15 protein-coding genes are annotated in these 16219 nt (G+C 59.6%); 10 read left to right on the forward strand and 5 right to left on the reverse strand.

Annotated features, from left to right (window positions below):
- Positions 1-162: 162 nt before the first annotated feature.
- Together nuoM and nuoN are read left to right on the forward strand one after the other, a co-directional pair.
- Positions 163-1692, forward strand: coding sequence for an NADH-quinone oxidoreductase subunit M (gene nuoM / locus ACWKX3_RS01170; protein WP_006176504.1), 1530 nt, complete (start codon positions 163-165; stop codon positions 1690-1692).
- A gap of 6 nt (positions 1693-1698) precedes the next feature.
- A complete protein-coding gene (nuoN, locus tag ACWKX3_RS01175; protein ID WP_006176503.1) occupies positions 1699-3156 on the forward strand; it encodes an NADH-quinone oxidoreductase subunit NuoN in 1458 nt (485 codons plus the stop codon).
- Between the two features lie 99 nt (positions 3157-3255).
- On the opposite strand, the gene ACWKX3_RS01180 is transcribed toward nuoN, so the two are convergent.
- Both ACWKX3_RS01180 and rbn read right to left on the reverse strand, forming a co-directional pair.
- Entirely contained in the window at positions 3256-4260 is a 1005-nt protein-coding gene (locus ACWKX3_RS01180) for a chemotaxis protein (protein ID WP_006176501.1), read from the reverse strand.
- A gap of 64 nt (positions 4261-4324) precedes the next feature.
- Positions 4325-5242 carry a ribonuclease BN gene (gene rbn, locus ACWKX3_RS01185; protein ID WP_101737225.1) on the reverse strand — a complete coding sequence of 306 codons (918 nt, stop codon included), beginning with the start codon at positions 5240-5242 and terminating at the stop codon, positions 4325-4327.
- Positions 5243-5314: 72 nt separating this feature from the next.
- Between rbn and ACWKX3_RS01190 the strand changes: the two genes are divergently transcribed.
- From ACWKX3_RS01190 to menE, 8 genes are all read left to right on the forward strand, one after another.
- Positions 5315-5776, forward strand: coding sequence for a GNAT family N-acetyltransferase (locus tag ACWKX3_RS01190; RefSeq protein ID WP_101737226.1), 462 nt, complete (start codon positions 5315-5317; stop codon positions 5774-5776).
- Positions 5777-5829: 53 nt separating this feature from the next.
- The gene (gene elaB / locus ACWKX3_RS01195; protein ID WP_042320308.1) at positions 5830-6135 is read left to right on the forward strand and encodes a stress response protein ElaB; all 306 of its coding nucleotides are present in this window, start codon (positions 5830-5832) and stop codon (positions 6133-6135) included.
- A 96-nt stretch (positions 6136-6231) separates the two neighbouring features.
- The gene (gene menF, locus ACWKX3_RS01200; RefSeq protein WP_454541675.1) at positions 6232-7518 is read left to right on the forward strand and encodes an isochorismate synthase MenF; all 1287 of its coding nucleotides are present in this window, start codon (positions 6232-6234) and stop codon (positions 7516-7518) included.
- 88 nt (positions 7519-7606) lie between these two features.
- Positions 7607-9277, forward strand: coding sequence for a 2-succinyl-5-enolpyruvyl-6-hydroxy-3-cyclohexene-1-carboxylic-acid synthase (gene menD / locus ACWKX3_RS01205; protein WP_102890427.1), 1671 nt, complete (start codon positions 7607-7609; stop codon positions 9275-9277).
- Positions 9274-10050 (forward strand): 2-succinyl-6-hydroxy-2,4-cyclohexadiene-1-carboxylate synthase, encoded by a 777-nt coding sequence (menH, locus tag ACWKX3_RS01210; protein WP_454541137.1) that lies wholly within the window; start codon positions 9274-9276, stop codon positions 10048-10050. Before menD ends, menH begins: the two co-directional genes overlap by 4 nt.
- The gene (menB, locus tag ACWKX3_RS01215) at positions 10047-10904 is read left to right on the forward strand and encodes a 1,4-dihydroxy-2-naphthoyl-CoA synthase (protein WP_006176492.1); all 858 of its coding nucleotides are present in this window, start codon (positions 10047-10049) and stop codon (positions 10902-10904) included. Before menH ends, menB begins: the two co-directional genes overlap by 4 nt.
- Positions 10904-11869, forward strand: coding sequence for an o-succinylbenzoate synthase (gene menC / locus ACWKX3_RS01220; RefSeq protein WP_454541138.1), 966 nt, complete (start codon positions 10904-10906; stop codon positions 11867-11869). Before menB ends, menC begins: the two co-directional genes overlap by 1 nt.
- A complete protein-coding gene (gene menE / locus ACWKX3_RS01225) occupies positions 11866-13227 on the forward strand; it encodes an o-succinylbenzoate--CoA ligase (protein WP_454541139.1) in 1362 nt (453 codons plus the stop codon). The genes menC and menE overlap by 4 nt, the downstream gene beginning before the upstream one ends.
- Here the strand turns inward: menE and ACWKX3_RS01230 are convergent, their stop codons facing one another.
- The 3 genes from ACWKX3_RS01230 to ACWKX3_RS01240 are packed head-to-tail and all read right to left on the reverse strand — an operon-like array spanning position 13228 to position 16177.
- Positions 13228-14742, reverse strand: coding sequence for a tripartite tricarboxylate transporter permease (locus ACWKX3_RS01230; protein WP_058609861.1), 1515 nt, complete (start codon positions 14740-14742; stop codon positions 13228-13230).
- Positions 14743-14753: 11 nt separating this feature from the next.
- Positions 14754-15185 (reverse strand): tripartite tricarboxylate transporter TctB family protein, encoded by a 432-nt coding sequence (locus ACWKX3_RS01235; protein ID WP_102890431.1) that lies wholly within the window; start codon positions 15183-15185, stop codon positions 14754-14756.
- A gap of 11 nt (positions 15186-15196) precedes the next feature.
- A complete protein-coding gene (locus ACWKX3_RS01240; protein ID WP_058609860.1) occupies positions 15197-16177 on the reverse strand; it encodes a Bug family tripartite tricarboxylate transporter substrate binding protein in 981 nt (326 codons plus the stop codon).
- Between the last annotated feature and the right edge of the window lie 42 nt (positions 16178-16219).

The following is a 16219-nucleotide window of genomic DNA, read 5'->3' on the forward strand; positions in this document are numbered from 1 at the left end:
TTGCGGTTTTGCCCGGTGGCGCTGCGCTTACCGGGCCTACGAGACCGTAGGTCGGGTAAGCGTTAGCGCCACCCGACACAACAAACCGCACTCAACCGTGAATGTAGTCGAATTCGTTGAAAATCGGTCCCTTAGGGACTTTAACAAGGAATAAAAATCGCCATGTTACTACCCTGGCTAATATTAATTCCCTTCATCGGCGGCTTCCTGTGCTGGCAGACTGAACGCTTTGGCGTGAAGATGCCGCGCTGGATTGCGCTGATCACCATGGGATTAACGCTCGCGCTTGGTCTGCAACTCTGGTTGCAGGGTGGCTACTCTCTGACCCAGTCTGCGGGCATTCCGCAGTGGCAGTCTGAGTTTATCCTCCCGTGGATCCCACGTTTCGGTATCACGATCCACCTGGCGATTGACGGTCTGTCGCTGCTGATGGTGGTGCTGACCGGCCTGCTCGGCGTTCTGGCGGTACTCTGCTCCTGGCGAGAAATCGAAAAATACCAGGGCTTCTTCCACCTGAACCTGATGTGGATCCTGGGCGGCGTGATCGGCGTGTTCCTGGCCATCGACATGTTCCTCTTCTTCTTCTTCTGGGAGATGATGCTGGTGCCGATGTACTTCCTGATCGCGCTGTGGGGCCATAAGGCGTCCGACGGTAAAACGCGTATCACGGCGGCAACCAAATTCTTCATCTACACCCAGGCGAGTGGTCTGGTGATGTTGATTGCGATCCTGGCGCTGGTGTTTGTGCATTACAAGGCGACCGGCGTCTGGACCTTCAACTACGAAGATCTGCTGAATACCCCAATGTCTCACGGTATTGAATACCTGCTGATGCTGGGCTTCTTCATCGCCTTTGCGGTGAAAATGCCGGTGGTTCCTCTGCACGGCTGGCTGCCGGATGCGCACTCTCAGGCGCCAACGGCGGGTTCCGTTGACCTCGCGGGTATCTTGCTGAAAACCGCGGCCTACGGTCTGCTGCGCTTCGCGCTGCCGCTGTTCCCGAACGCTTCCGCAGAGTTCGCGCCGATTGCCATGTGGCTGGGTGTGATTGGTATCTTCTACGGTGCCTGGATGGCCTTCACGCAGTACGACATCAAGCGTCTGATTGCTTACACCTCCGTTTCCCACATGGGCTTCGTGCTGATTGCTATCTACACCGGCAGCCAGCTGGCGTACCAGGGCGCGGTGATTCAGATGATTGCGCACGGTCTGTCCGCAGCCGGTCTCTTCATCCTGTGTGGTCAGCTGTATGAGCGTCTGCACACCCGCGACATGCGCATGATGGGCGGCCTGTGGGGCAAGATGAAATGGCTGCCAGCGCTCTCCATGTTCTTCGCAGTGGCGACGCTGGGTATGCCGGGTACCGGTAACTTCGTCGGCGAATTTATGATTCTGTTCGGCAGCTTCAAGGTGGTTCCGGTGATTACCGTGATCTCCACCTTTGGTCTGGTGTTCGCTTCCGTCTACTCACTGGCGATGCTGCATCGCGCCTACTTCGGTAAAGCGAAGAGCGAAATTGCTGCACAACAACTGCCGGGGATGTCGCTGCGTGAGCTGTTCATCATCCTGTTGCTGGTCGTACTGCTGGTGCTGCTGGGCTTCTATCCGCAGCCGATTCTGGATACCTCGCACTCCGCGATGGGTAACATCCAGCAGTGGTTTGTTAATTCTGCTTCTACTACAAGGCCGTAATTCGCCATGACAATAACTCCACAACAACTGATCGCGCTGCTACCGCTGCTGATCGTCGGATTGACGGTGGTGGTTGTGATGCTCTCCATTGCGTGGCGACGCAATCACTTCCTGAATGCGACCCTGTCCGTTCTGGGTCTGAACGCTGCGTTAGTGTCCCTCTGGTTTGTAGGCCAGGCGGGCGCGATGGACGTCACGCCGCTGATGCGCGTTGATGGCTATGCCATGCTGTATACCGGTCTGGTTCTGCTGGCGAGCCTGGCAACCTGCACCTTTGCGTACCCGTGGCTTGAAGGTTACAACGACAACAAAGAAGAGTTTTACCTGCTGGTACTGATTGCCGCGCTTGGCGGCATTCTGCTGGCGAATGCAAACCACCTGGCCGCGCTGTTCCTCGGTATTGAGCTGATCTCTCTGCCGCTGTTTGGCCTGATTGGTTACGCCTTCCGCCAGAAACGCTCGCTGGAAGCGGCGATCAAGTACACGATCCTGTCCGCTGCCGCGTCGTCGTTCCTGCTGTTCGGTATCGCGCTGCTGTACGCACAGACGGGTAACCTCTCCTTCCTGGCTATCGGCAAGAGCCTTGGCGACGGTATGCTGCACGAGCCGCTGCTGCTGGCGGGTCTGGGCATGATGATCGTTGGCCTTGGCTTTAAGCTCTCTCTGGTTCCGTTCCACCTGTGGACGCCAGACGTTTACCAGGGTGCTCCGGCACCGGTATCGACCTTCCTGGCGACGGCGAGCAAAATCGCTATCTTCGGTGTGGTCATGCGTCTGTTCCTGTACGCGCCGGTGGGGGATAGCGAAGCGGTTCGCGTGGTGCTGGGCATTATCGCGTTCGTCTCCATCATCTTCGGTAACCTGATGGCGCTGAGCCAGACCAACATCAAACGTCTGCTGGGCTACTCGTCTATTTCCCATCTGGGTTATCTGCTGGTGGCGCTGATTGCGCTGCAGAGCGGTGAAATGTCGATGGAAACCGTGGGCGTGTATCTGGCCGGTTATCTGTTCAGCAGCCTCGGCGCGTTCGGCGTGGTGAGCCTGATGTCCAGCCCGTACCGTGGCCCGGATGCTGACTCACTGTTCTCTTACCGTGGTCTGTTCTGGCACCGTCCGATTCTGTCTGCGGTGATGACGGTGATGATGCTGTCCCTGGCGGGTATCCCAATGACCCTGGGCTTTATCGGTAAGTTCTACGTCCTGGCTGTCGGTGTGCAGGCTGGCCTGTGGTGGCTGACCGCCGGTGTGGTTATCGGTTCCGCGATTGGTCTGTACTACTACCTGCGCGTTGCCGTGAGCCTCTACCTGAGCGCGCCTCAGCAGCTCAACCGCGATGCGCCGTCTAACTGGCAGTACAGCGCGGGCGGTATCGTGGTGCTCATCTCCGCGCTGCTGGTGCTCATCTTCGGTATCTATCCGCAGCCGCTGATTGATATCGTGCAGCATGCAATGCCGCTGATGTAAAAACAAAAACCCGCCTCGGCGGGTTTTTTTATTGCCCAGCGGCGCTACGCTTGCAGGGCCTACGGGTTTTGTAGGTCGGGTAAGCGTAGCGCCACCCGACTAAGCCAGCTGTTTCCTACTGATCAACGGTCCGTCAATCTTCTTCATCGAGCGGTCCAGCACCTCTTCAATTACCGACGACAACTCGTTCAGCTCGAACTTCGCCACGTAGCCGTCGGCTTTCACCTTGCGGATATGGTCTTCGTTGGCATTGCCCGAAAGCGATGAGTGGATCACCACCGGAATATCCTTCAGCACCGGGTCAGACTTAATCTTGCGCGTCAGCGTAAAACCGTCCATCTCCGGCATTTCGAGATCCGTCAGCACCAGCGCAATCTTATCGGTGATCGGCACACCCTCAGCCTGAGCCTGCGCGGCCAGCACGCCGATCTTCTCCCACGCGTCCTTACCGGTAATATGCAGCTGCGCCGGGATCTGCATTGCCTGCAGACCTTTCTCCAGCATTGAACGCGCCACTTTGGAATCTTCTGCGACAATCGCAACGGACCCTGGCTTGATGTTGAATTGGGTGGTTTTCAGGTCGGTAGCGTGCAGATCGTGGTTCGCCGGGGTGATGTCATACAGGATCTGCTCAACGTCCAGCACCATCGCCAGGTCGTTGGTGTCGGTCTTTTCGTCCAGGCACGCAATACTGGTGATGTAACGCCCGCTGACGGCAGTTTCAGCCGCGTGAACCTGCTTCCAGTCCAGGCGCATAATGTTCTCAACGGACTCCACGGCAAACGCCTGAACGCTGCGGGCATATTCGGTGATCAGCAGAATGTTCAGCCCGGTTGTCGGCTTACAGCCAGCCACGGCGGCGAGGTCGATGACCGGGATCACCTGATCGCGAATGTTCACCATCCCCATCAGCGGCGACTTCATTCCCGCAGGTTTGGTGAACTCCGGCATCGGCACGATCTCACGCAGCTTAAACACGTTAATGCCGAACAGCTCGGATTTGTTTTCGTTCAGCGAGGTGCCGAGCCGAAACAGCAGCAGTTCAAAACGGTTCGACAGCGTGAGATTCGCCCTGTCATCAATATCTTTCTGGAAATTATCCATTGTACCCTCAAGTAAAATGCTGACCTTTTAATCGTTATCGGCATCCTGAGGGAAAAATGAAGGACTAAACGCTGAACTGCGTAAAATCTTCGGCCAGTTCACAGTGTGCGAACGCATCCCGGCACTCCGCCAGCAGCCGCTCGCAGCCGTGGGCATCGTAGCGGGAGCTAACGTGCGTGATGATTAACTTCCCGACGCCCGCTTCACGGGCAAGCCGCGCGGCCTGACGCGTGGAGCTGTGACCGCGGCTGTTGGCCTTCTCCTCCATTGCCGCTTCGAGGGTAGCTTCATGCACCATCACGTCCACGCCCTGTGCCAGCTGCAGGGCGGAAGGGCAGGGGGCCGTGTCGCCAAAGATGGCCAGTTTTTTGCCCGGCAGAGGAGCCGAGAGATAGTGCTGCCCGTTGACGATGCGGCCATCGTCCAGCGTGACGGTTTCGCCTTGCTTCAGGCGCTGGAACAGTGGCCCTGGTTTCACGCCGTCTGCCAGCAGCGCAGCCGCGTTGAGCGCGCCGGGCTTATCATGCTCTTCAATACGGTAGCCGTAGCACGTAATGGGATGGTTAAGCGCTGTGGCAGTGACTTTATATACCCCATCATCAAAGATTAACCCTTCGGCAATCTCAACGATCTCAAGCGGATAATCCGTCCAGGAGCCGCTCAGACGCAGGGCGGTGTCAACGAATTCACGAACCCCAGCGGGGCCGTAAATCGTTAACGGGCTGGCGATCCCCGCCATCGACCGGCTGCACAGCAGGCCGGGCAGGCCAAACAGGTGGTCGCCATGCAGGTGGGTGATAAAAATCTTATCCAGCTTTCCCGGGTGATAAGGGGTGTGCAGCAGCTGATGCTGAGTCCCTTCTCCACAGTCAAACAGCCACAGCCCGCCGCGGGTAGGATGCTGCAAATCCAGCAGGATGGCCGTCACGTTTCGCGAGCGGGTTGGCACGCCAGCGGACGTCCCCAGAAAAATCAGTTCCATAACGCAGTCAGACCCTTTGCCGAACGGTAAAGTGTTTAGTATAACGTGATGAACCCCAGGAAGGAGAATGACATGATCCAGTGGCAAGATTTACACCATAGCGAGCTGACCGTTACGGCACTTTATGCCCTGCTCAAACTGCGCTGCGAAGTGTTTGTGGTAGAGCAAACCTGCCCGTATCAGGACATCGACGGCGATGATCTGGTGGGCGAAAACCGTCACATCCTCGGCTGGAAAAATAACGTCCTGGTGGCGTATGCGAGGATTCTGAAAAGCGAAGACGATGTCGAGCCGGTGGTGATTGGCCGGGTGATTGTCAGCAGCCACGCGCGGGGCGAAAAGCTGGGCTATCAGCTGATGGAAAAAACGCTCGATGCCTGTCAAAAACAGTGGCCGGACAAGGCGTTATACCTTGGCGCTCAGGCGCACCTCCAGCCATTCTATGCGCACTTTGGTTTTACCCCCGTGACGGAGGTGTACGACGAAGACGGCATTCCCCATATCGGTATGGCGCGGGAAGCGAAGCAGGCGTAATCGTCAGTCATTAGCTATAGTTAGCGAACTGGTGTACTAACATGGAGATAAATATGTCATATCAATCCCTGGATACCCGCATTGACGACGACCTGGCGTTACTGAGCGAAACGCTGGAAGAGGTGTTACGTTCATCTGGCGACCCTGCCGATCAAAAATACATCGAGCTGAAAGCGCGCGCTGAACAGGCGCTGCACGAGGTTAAAAACCGCGTCAGCCATGCCTCAGACAATTACTACTACCGTGCGAAAAAAGCGGTCTACCGTGCCGATGATTACGTGCATGAAAAACCGTGGCAAGGCATTGGCGTCGGGGCGGCGGCAGGCCTGGTGCTTGGGCTGCTTCTGGCACGTCGTTAATCGCGTGTAACCACTCCCTATACGTGGGTACTGCACTTTATCGCCAGTACCCCGTATAATGTGAGGTTTTAGCAGGGAGAGGTTCGCGTGCATTCGATGTCCATCGCGCTGGAGCGCCTGCGCAGCCAGCTTGCGCAAGCGTTACCCGCTACACCCGGTTTACGTCATTTTGACGTCTCTTTCCCGTTAAACGATGCCTTTGATCCTCTCGCCTGGCTGGGCGTGCAGGTGTGCTATCCGCAATTTTACTGGCAGCAGCGAAACGGCGACGAGGAGCTTTCCGCGCTCGGTGCCGTCATCCACTTCTCCTCTCTGGCTTCTGCCTCACAGTTTTTGCACAACCATCCTCAGCAGGCCGATACCCGGATCTGCGGCCTTAACGCCTTCAATCCTGAGCAGGGATCGTTATTTTTACCGCGCCTGCTCTGGCGACGACATGCCGGGGTTGCTACCCTGCGCCTGCAGTTGTGGAGTGATACCTCGCTTCAGGACGATGCCCGTACCGCGCTGGCGTTTTTAGATGCCCTGCGTGAGGCCAGACCGATCTCTCCGCTGTCGGTTCAGGTTCTGCATGAAACCCACCACCCGCAAAAGCCCGAGTGGTTACGTCTGGTGCAACAGGCCACCGATGCCATAGCCCAGGGCAATTTCGAAAAAGTTGTGCTCGCGCGGGCTACCGATTTGCAGTTTAACCGGCCGATTTCCGCCGTCGCGTTGATGGCAGCGAGCCGGGCGGTGAACTTACGTTGCTACCATTTTTGCATGGTGTTTGATGCCCACAACGCCTTTATCGGCTCCACGCCGGAGCGGTTATGGCGGCGGCGCGGCGCGCTGCTGCGTACCGAAGCGCTGGCGGGAACGGTCGCAGGCCATCCTGACGATCGCCAGGCGCAACGCCTGGGTGAATGGTTATTGAACGATGATAAAAACCAGCGCGAAAATATGCTGGTGGTCGAAGATATCTGCCAGCGGTTACAGCATCATACCCGGACGCTCGAGGTTCTGCCCGCGCAGGTGGTTCGCTTGCGTAAAGTCCAGCATTTGCGTCGATGCATCTGGACCGAGCTGAAACAGGCGGACGACGAACGCTGTCTGCATGTGCTACAGCCGACGGCGGCAGTCGCCGGCCTGCCGCGCCAGCCGGCGCGTGAGTTTATCGATAATAACGAACCCTTCGACAGGGAGTGGTATGCCGGGTCAGCGGGCTTTTTATCGCCCGAACGCAGCGAGTTCTGCGTGGCGCTACGCTCGGCGCGGATCCACGATGACACCCTGCGCCTGTACGCCGGTGCGGGTATTGTCAGCGGGTCGGACCCGGAGCAGGAGTGGCAGGAGATTGAAAATAAAGCTGCCGGACTGCGATCTCTGCTCCTAAGGGATTAATACTGATTCTCGCAATCCCGATTCATATCAAAATTACAACTTTCTCTATTATTTATACTGTGTCGCATTATTGATACCGGACAATCTCATGTCAGTAAGTTCTTTCAACCGACGCTGGGCGACGGTGATCCTTGAAGCCCTGACCCGCCATGGCGTCAGGCACGTGTGCATTGCACCAGGCTCTCGTTCCACTCCGCTGACCCTTGCGGCAGCAGAGAACCGGGCCTTTATTCACCATACCCATTTTGATGAACGCGGTCTGGGACATCTGGCGCTGGGCCTGGCGAAAGTCAGCAAAGCGCCTGTCGCGGTGATTGTGACCTCCGGTACGGCGGTGGCGAACCTCTACCCGGCGATTATTGAGGCCGGGCTGACGGGCGAAAAGCTGATCCTGCTCACCGCCGACCGTCCCCCTGAGCTTATTGACTGCGGTGCAAATCAGGCGATTCGTCAGCCGAATATCTTTGCGACCCATCCGTCAGAGACCCTGTCTTTACCGCGCCCGACGCAGGATATTCCGGCAGCCTGGCTGGTCTCGACCATTGACCATGCAATGGGATCGCTGCGCAGCGGCGCATTACATATCAACTGCCCGTTTGCCGAGCCGCTGTATGGCGAAATGAACGAAACGGGTCGGGTCTGGCAGCAGCAGCTTGGCGAGTGGTGGGAAAGCGAAAAACCCTGGCTGCGTGAACACACGCATCTGGAAAGCGCCAGACAGCGTGACTGGTTTTTCTGGCGGCAGAAGCGCGGCGTGGTGGTTGCCGGGCGCATGAGCGCCGCCGAGGGCAAACTGGTCGCCGACTGGGCGAAGACGCTCGGCTGGCCGCTGATTGGCGACGTGCTTTCCCAGACTGGCCAGCCGCTGCCCTGTGCCGATCTCTGGCTGGGGAACGCCAAGGCGGTGACCGAACTGGCGCAGGCGGATATCGTGGTGCAGATTGGCTCCAGCCTGACCGGTAAACGGCTCCTGCAGTGGCAGGCGACCTGCAAGCCGGAAGAGTACTGGCTGGTGGACCCGCTGGAAGGGCGGCTCGACCCGGCGCACCATCGTGGTCGCCGTCTGGTCTGCGAGATTGACGCCTGGCTTGAGCAGCATCCTGCTGAAAAACGCAAACCCTGGGCAACGGCAATCCCGGACCTTGCCCGCCAGGCGTGGGAACTTACCCAGGCGCAGTGCGAAGGGTTTGGCGAGGCGGAACTGGCGCACCGGATCCGTCAGTATCTGCCGGAGCAGGGGCAGCTGTTTGTCGGCAACAGTCTGGTGGTGCGTCTGATTGACGCCTTATCTCAGCTGCCTGCGGGCTACCCGGTGTACAGTAACCGGGGGGCCAGCGGAATTGACGGGCTGATCTCCACCGCGGCAGGCGTGCAGCGCGCCAGTGCGAAATCCACGCTTGCGATTGTTGGCGATCTTTCCGCCCTGTACGACCTCAACGCGCTGGCGCTGCTGCGTCAGGCTTCCGCGCCGTTTGTGCTGATTGTGGTGAATAACAACGGCGGACAAATTTTCTCTCTGCTTCCTACTCCGCAGAGCGAGCGCGAGCGTTTCTACCTGATGCCGCAGAACGTGCAGTTCGAGCATGCGGCAGCGATGTTCAGCCTCACGTACCATCGCCCGGAAAGCTGGGCCGATCTGGACGCGGCGTTGAGCACGGCCTGGCGTCAGCCTGGCGCTACGCTGATTGAGCTGGTGGTTAACGACTCTGACGGCGCCCAGCGGCTGCAAAATCTGCTGGCGCAGGTGAGCCAGCTGTGATCCTCGCGGGCGAGCAAAGGGCCGGGAAACCAGGTTACCCCTGGCTGGTCTTTTTGCACGGTTTTTCCGGCGATGCCCGCGAGTGGCGGGCGGTTGGGGAGCAGCTCGGCGACTACCCGCAGCTGTACCTTGACCTGCCGGGGCACGGTGGCTCTACCTGTATCTCCGTTTCGGGCTTTAATGAGGTCAGCCAGTTGCTGACCACAATGCTCATTAGTTACAACATACTCTCTTACTGGCTGGTGGGGTACTCCCTCGGCGGCCGCATTGCGATGTTTCACGCCTGCCAGCAGCCAACAGGGCTGCGCGGCGTGGTGGTCGAAGGGGGCCATCCGGGGCTGCAGGATGCGCACGCGCGCGACGCCCGGTTGGATTCCGATCGCCGCTGGGCGAAGCGTCTGCGCACGGAACCGCTCGGCACGGTTTTCGCCGACTGGTATCAGCAGCCGGTGTTCGCCTCACTCACGCAGGCGCAGCGCAGCGAGCTGATAACCCTGCGCAGCCAGAACAGCGGCGCGGCTCTGGCGGATATGCTCGAGGCGACCTCGCTCGCCGTACAGCCCGACCTCCGTTCTGCGCTCGCGGCAAATACCGTGCCTTTTTACTATCTCTATGGTGAACGTGATGAAAAATTTGGTGGCATCGCCGCCGAACTGAACGCCGTTCGCCATGCTATCCCTCATGCCGGACACAACGCCCATCGGGAAAATCCCGCTGCGGTGGCTGCGACTCTGGCGCAGATTCTGCGTCTTCCAACAAAGGACACACTATGATCTATCCTGATGAAAACATGCTCTACGCACCGGTTGAATGGCAAGACTGCTCCGAAGGCTATACCGACATTCGTTATCACAAATCGGCTGATGGGATTGCCAAAATCACCATCAACCGCCCGCAGGTGCGCAATGCGTTTCGCCCGCTGACCGTAAAAGAGATGATTCAGGCGCTGGCGGATGCACGCTATGACGACAATATCGGCGTCATCGTCCTGACCGGTGAAGGCGACAAAGCCTTCTGCTCCGGCGGTGACCAGAAAGTGCGTGGCGATTACGGCGGATACCAGGATGATGCCGGTACGCACCACCTGAACGTGCTCGATTTCCAGCGCCAGATCCGCACCTGTCCAAAACCGGTTGTTGCCATGGTCGCGGGCTACTCCATCGGCGGTGGTCACGTGCTGCACATGATGTGCGACCTGACCATTGCCGCTGAAAACGCCATCTTCGGCCAGACCGGCCCGAAAGTCGGCTCGTTCGACGGCGGCTGGGGCGCGTCCTACATGGCTCGCATTGTCGGTCAGAAAAAAGCACGCGAAATCTGGTTCCTGTGCCGTCAGTACAACGCTCAGGAAGCGCTGGACATGGGCCTGGTGAATACCGTGGTACCTGTCGCCGATCTCGAAAAAGAGACCGTCCGCTGGTGTCGCGAAATGCTGCAAAACAGCCCAATGGCGCTGCGCTGCCTGAAGGCGGCACTCAATGCCGACTGCGACGGCCAGGCGGGTCTGCAGGAGCTGGCGGGTAACGCCACCATGCTGTTCTACATGACCGAAGAGGGTCAGGAAGGACGCAACGCGTTCAATGAAAAACGTCAGCCAGACTTCAGCAAATACAAACGGAACCCGTAATGCGTCGCGCGCAGGTTTACCGCTGGCAGATACCCATGGACGCGGGCGTGGTGCTGCGTGAACGGCGGTTAAAAACCCGTGACGGGCTGTTCGTGCATCTCCGGCAGGGCGAGCGCGAAGGGTGGGGCGAGGTTTCGCCCCTTCCGGGCTTTAGCCAGGAGTCGCTGGAGGAGGCGCGGGCTGCAGTGCTTGCCTGGGCGCGCGAATGGCGCGAGGGGGCCGAACCGGCACTGCCGGACATCCCCTCCGCTGCCTTCGGTGTCAGCTGCGCGCTGGCCGAGCTTGAGGGCCGCTTGCCCAACGCGGCGAACTATCGCGCCGCGCCGCTCTGCACCGGCGATCCGGACGAGCTGTTTGCGCTGCTCTCCGCCATGCCGGGCGAAAAAGTGGCGAAAATCAAGGTCGGGCTGTACGAAGCGGTGCGCGACGGAATGGTGGCTAACCTGCTGCTTGAAGCGATCCCCGATTTGCATCTGCGTCTGGACGCCAACCGCGCCTGGACGCCGCTCAAGGCTCAGCAGTTTGCGAAGTATGTTAATCCCGCATACCGCAACCGTATCGCCTTCCTTGAAGAGCCCTGCAAAACCCGCGATGACTCCCGCGCCTTTGCCCGTGAAACGGGCATTGCGATTGCGTGGGATGAAAGCCTGCGCGAGGCGGATTTTGCATTCATCGCCGAGCCTGGCGTGAGCGCGGTGGTGATCAAACCCACGCTCACCGGCAGCCTGGATAAAGTGCGCGAGCAGGTCGCGGCGGCCCATGCCTTAGGGCTGACGGCGGTGATCAGTTCATCCATTGAATCCAGCCTCGGGCTGACCCAGCTGGCGCGCCTCGCCGCGTGGTTAACGCCCGACACCCTCCCGGGTCTCGACACGCTGAACCTGATGCAGGCGCAGCTGATCCGCACGTGGCCGGACAGTGCCCTGCCGTGCCTCGGGGTCGAGGCGCTGGAGCCGTTGTTATGATGTTTACTGACTGGCCGTGGCGACACTGGCGCGCGCAGCGTGCGGATAAACCCGCGCTGCGGTTAAACGACGACGCGCTGAGCTGGCAGCAGCTGTGCGAGCGGGTGGACAGGCTGGCGACAGGCTTCCACCGTCAGGGGCTGAGTGAGGGCGATGGCGTGATGCTGCTCGCCCATAACCATCCTCAAACGCTGCTGGCGTGGCTGGCACTGTTGCAGTGCGGCGCGCGTATTCTTCCGGTCAATCCTCAGCTTCCGCGCCCTCTGCTTGACGTCCTGCTCCCGCAGATGACGCTGCGCTTCGCGCTGCTGCTTGACGGCGCGTTTGACGGGCTTTCGCGGCTCGCGCTGGATGACCAACCCGGTGAGCATGCCGCCCCGTGGCAGCCGGAGCGTCTGGCGTCGATGACGCTCACTTCCGGCTCTACCGGCTTACCCAAGGCGGCGGTACACACCTGTGCGGCGCATCTTGCCAGCGCGGCAGGCGTGTTGTCGCTGATGCCTTACGGCGATGACGACGACTGGCTGCTCTCCCTGCCGCTGTTTCACGTCTCCGGTCAGGGGATTTTGTGGCGCTGGCTTCAGGCCGGGGCGCGTCTTACGGTGCGTGTGAAACAGCCGCTGGAGCAGGCGCTACAGGGCTGCACCCACGCCTCGCTGGTGCCAACACAGCTGTGGCGACTGCTTAATGGTGAGTGCCGCATCGCACTGAAAGCCGTGCTGCTTGGCGGGGCGGAAATCCCCGTTGAACTGACTGCGCGCGCGCGTGAGCAGGGTATTCGGACCTTCTGCGGCTACGGACTGACCGAGTTCGCCTCCACCGTCTGCGCCAAAGAGGCCGACGGCGCGCCGGATGTGGGCAGCGCGCTGCCGGGCAGAGACGTACAGGTGGTGAACGGTGAAGTCTGGATCAGGGCGCAAAGCATGGCGGCGGGCTACTGGCGAGACGGCGCACTCTTACCGCTGGTCAACGAGCAGGGCTGGTTTGCCACCCGCGATCGCGGTGAGTGGCACAACGGTCGCCTGACTATTCTGGGCCGCATGGACAATCTCTTTTTCAGTGGGGGAGAGGGGATCCAGCCGGAATCGCTGGAGCGCGTGATCGTTACCCATCCGCAGGTAAATCAGGTGTTTATCGTCCCGCTGGACGACGCTGAGTTCGGGCAGCGCCCGGTCGCAGTGGTGGAATGTGAGCCGGGCACGGACATCACGGAATTACCGGAGTGGGTTCAGGGTAAGCTGGCGCGCTTTGAGCAGCCGGTCCACTGGCTGGCGCTGCCGCCAGAGCTGAAAAATGGCGGGATAAAGATCTCCCGCCAGGCGTTAAAACAGTGGGTCAATGCCCTGCTAAGAGGGTAATCAGCCGATATCCGGCTGCGGTTTGTGCTGGCGGCGACGAACCCAGCGCAGCACCGGTGGCACGACAATCACCATAATCGCCAGCGCCAGCAGGACTTTCGTCACGCTACTCTCCCACAGAATAGCCATGTTGCCGTTGCTGATGGAGAGGGCGCGGCGCAGGTTCTGCTCCAGCATTTCACCTAATACAAACCCCAGGATCAGCGGCGACATCGGGAAGTGCATCTTGCGTAAGATGTAGCCCAGCACCCCAAGCAGCACCATCAGGACCAGGTCAAAGGTTGTGCTGTGCACCGCATACACCCCAACCGCAGAGACGGCGGCGATAGCAGGAACCAGGAACCACAGGGGAATGGTCAGCATACGCGTGAACAGGCCGATCAGCGGGATGTTCATCACCAGCAGCATCACGTTGGCGATCAGCAGGGCGGCAATCAGACCCCAGACGATATCCGGCTGTTCGGTAAACATTGCCGGACCCGGTGTTATGTTGTAGAGCGTCAGCGCGCCCATCATCACCGCCGTGGTGCCGGAGCCGGGCACACCGAGGGTCAGCATCGGGATAAACGAGCCGCAGGCCGAGGCGTTATTCGCCGCCTCTGGCGCGGCCACGCCACGGATATCGCCTTTGCCAAAGCTGTCGCTGTTACCGCTCAGCTTTTTCTCGGTCATGTAGGTGATGGCACTGGCGATGGTGGCCCCTGCGCCGGGCAGAACGCCGACGAAGAAGCCGATCACCGACGAACGTAAGGTGGCACCCACACACTGCGCCCCCTCTTTGGCATTAAAGAGCATACGTCCGGTCTTACGGACCAGCGTCTGCCCGCTGCTGGTATGTTCCAGCATCAGTAAGATTTCCGATACAGAGAACAGCCCAATCACAACGACGATAAACTGCACGCCGTCAGACAGGTGAACGCTGTCGAAGGTAAAGCGATAAACCCCGGTGTTGGCATCCACACCGACGGTGGCTAACCCTAAGCCAATCAGTGCGGACAAAAACGACTTCAGCGGATTTTGCGCCATCATGCTGCCAAGGCAGGCGATGGCAAACACCATCAGTGCAAAATATTCGGCCGGACCAAACGCCAGCGACCACTCGGCCAGCGCCGGCGCGAACAGAATGATGCCGCCAATGGCGATCAGGGAGCCAAAGAACGAACTGACGGCGGAAATCGAGAGCGCCACACCGCCGCGTCCCTGTTGCGCCATCGGGTAGCCATCCAGCGCGGTCATAATGGCGGCGGCATCGCCGGGCACGTTAAGCAGTATCGACGAAATGCGCCCGCCGTATTCGCAGCCGATATAGACCGTCGCCAGCAGGATCAGCGCCGACTCCGCGGGCAAATGCAGGGCAAAGGCCAGCGGTAACAGAATCGCCACGCCATTGATGGGGCCAAGGCCGGGCAGCAGGCCGACGATGGTCCCGACGAAACAGCCGATCAGGGCGATCACCAGGTTTTCCGGGGTCATCGCTACCGCGAACCCCTGAGAGAGATAGATCCAGGTATCCATAGCGTGCTCCGTTAGTTAAACCATGCGCCGAGGGGCAGCGTCACGTCCAGCAGACGGTCGAAGGCGTACCAGAGTAAAATGCCCAGTACGACCCCGGAGATCCCCGCCGCAGGCAGCGAGGCGTTAAATAGCATGCCAATCACCATTGTCAGAATGGCAGTGGCAATCGGGAAGCCGAGCCATTCAAAGCCCCAGGCGTACATCAGCAGGACGATCACCATGACCAGCAGCCGTTGCAGGGTGCGGCGTGGCGGCCACTCTATGGTGTCCGGGTGGCGCAGCAGCAGGGCCACCGAGCAGAGCAGCATCAGGCCGACAATGCCCACGGGAAAGGGGCGCGGCCCCACGGGTTCATAGCTGTATTCGCTGTGGATCTGCCAGGCGATGAACATCCCGCCAATGCAGAGCAGCAGCCAAATTCCGGCAAAAATACGATCGCTCATAGCGCCTCCGGTTATTTCGCCAGACCAAAGGCTTTCGCCTGCTCGCGGTAGTCATTCACCTGTTTTTTAACGTATTCGTCCAGCGGCTTACCGTTCAGATTGAACTCAAACAGCCCGCGCAGATCGCGCTGTTTTTTGAACTCGTCGGTCTGCTGGAGCTTCGCGAAGGTCTCCACCCACCACTGGTATTCGGCGTCGGTCACTTTCGGCCCGACGAAGAAGCCGCGAATGATCGGCCAGACCAGGTTATAACCCTGCTCTTTGGCGGTAGGGACGTTTGCCAGCTGGCCCGGCAGACGGTTTTCTGAGAACACCGCCAGCACGCGAATTTTGTCCCCGCTCAGGTAGGGCACCATTTCGCTGAGATCGCCCGATACCGCCTGGACGTGATTACCCATCAGCGCCGTCACCGGCTCACCGCCGCCTTCAAACGCCACGTAGCGCATCTTGTGTGGATCGACTTTCGCCTGCTGCGCCAGCAGAGCGGCTTTCATCCAGTCCTGACTGCCGATAGAGGCCCCCGCGCCAATCACTACGCTGTTGGGGTCTTTTTCCATGGCGGCCAGCAAATCGTTCAGGGATTTCCACGGGGAGTCTGCGCGTACGGCAATCATGCCGTAATCGGTGCCCACGGTGGCGAGCCAGCGCACGTCATTCACGTCATATCGGCCAAATTTTCCTTGTGCCAGGTTAAGCAGGGAGCCGCCGGAGAAGGCCACCACGGTACCCGCTTCGGCAGGGCGCTGCGCGACAATCGCGTTATAGGCCACCGCGCCTACGCCGCCGGGCATGTAGGTGACGCGCATCGGTTTTTCGATGGCCTTCGTCTCCAGCAGGCTGACCTGAATCAGCTTGCAGGTCAGATCAAAGCCGCCGCCGGGTTTGGCCGGGGCGATACATTCGGTGCGGGAGGGCGCTTCCTGCGCCTGGACAACAGAGGCACTCAACATCAATACGCTTGCAGCAAGGGTGGAAAGTAATTGTTTTTTCATCGTTTATCCTCACGCCGGAGAACCGGGAGTACGGGTACGGGT

This window comes from Enterobacter sp. UPMP2052, from assembly GCF_053709675.1.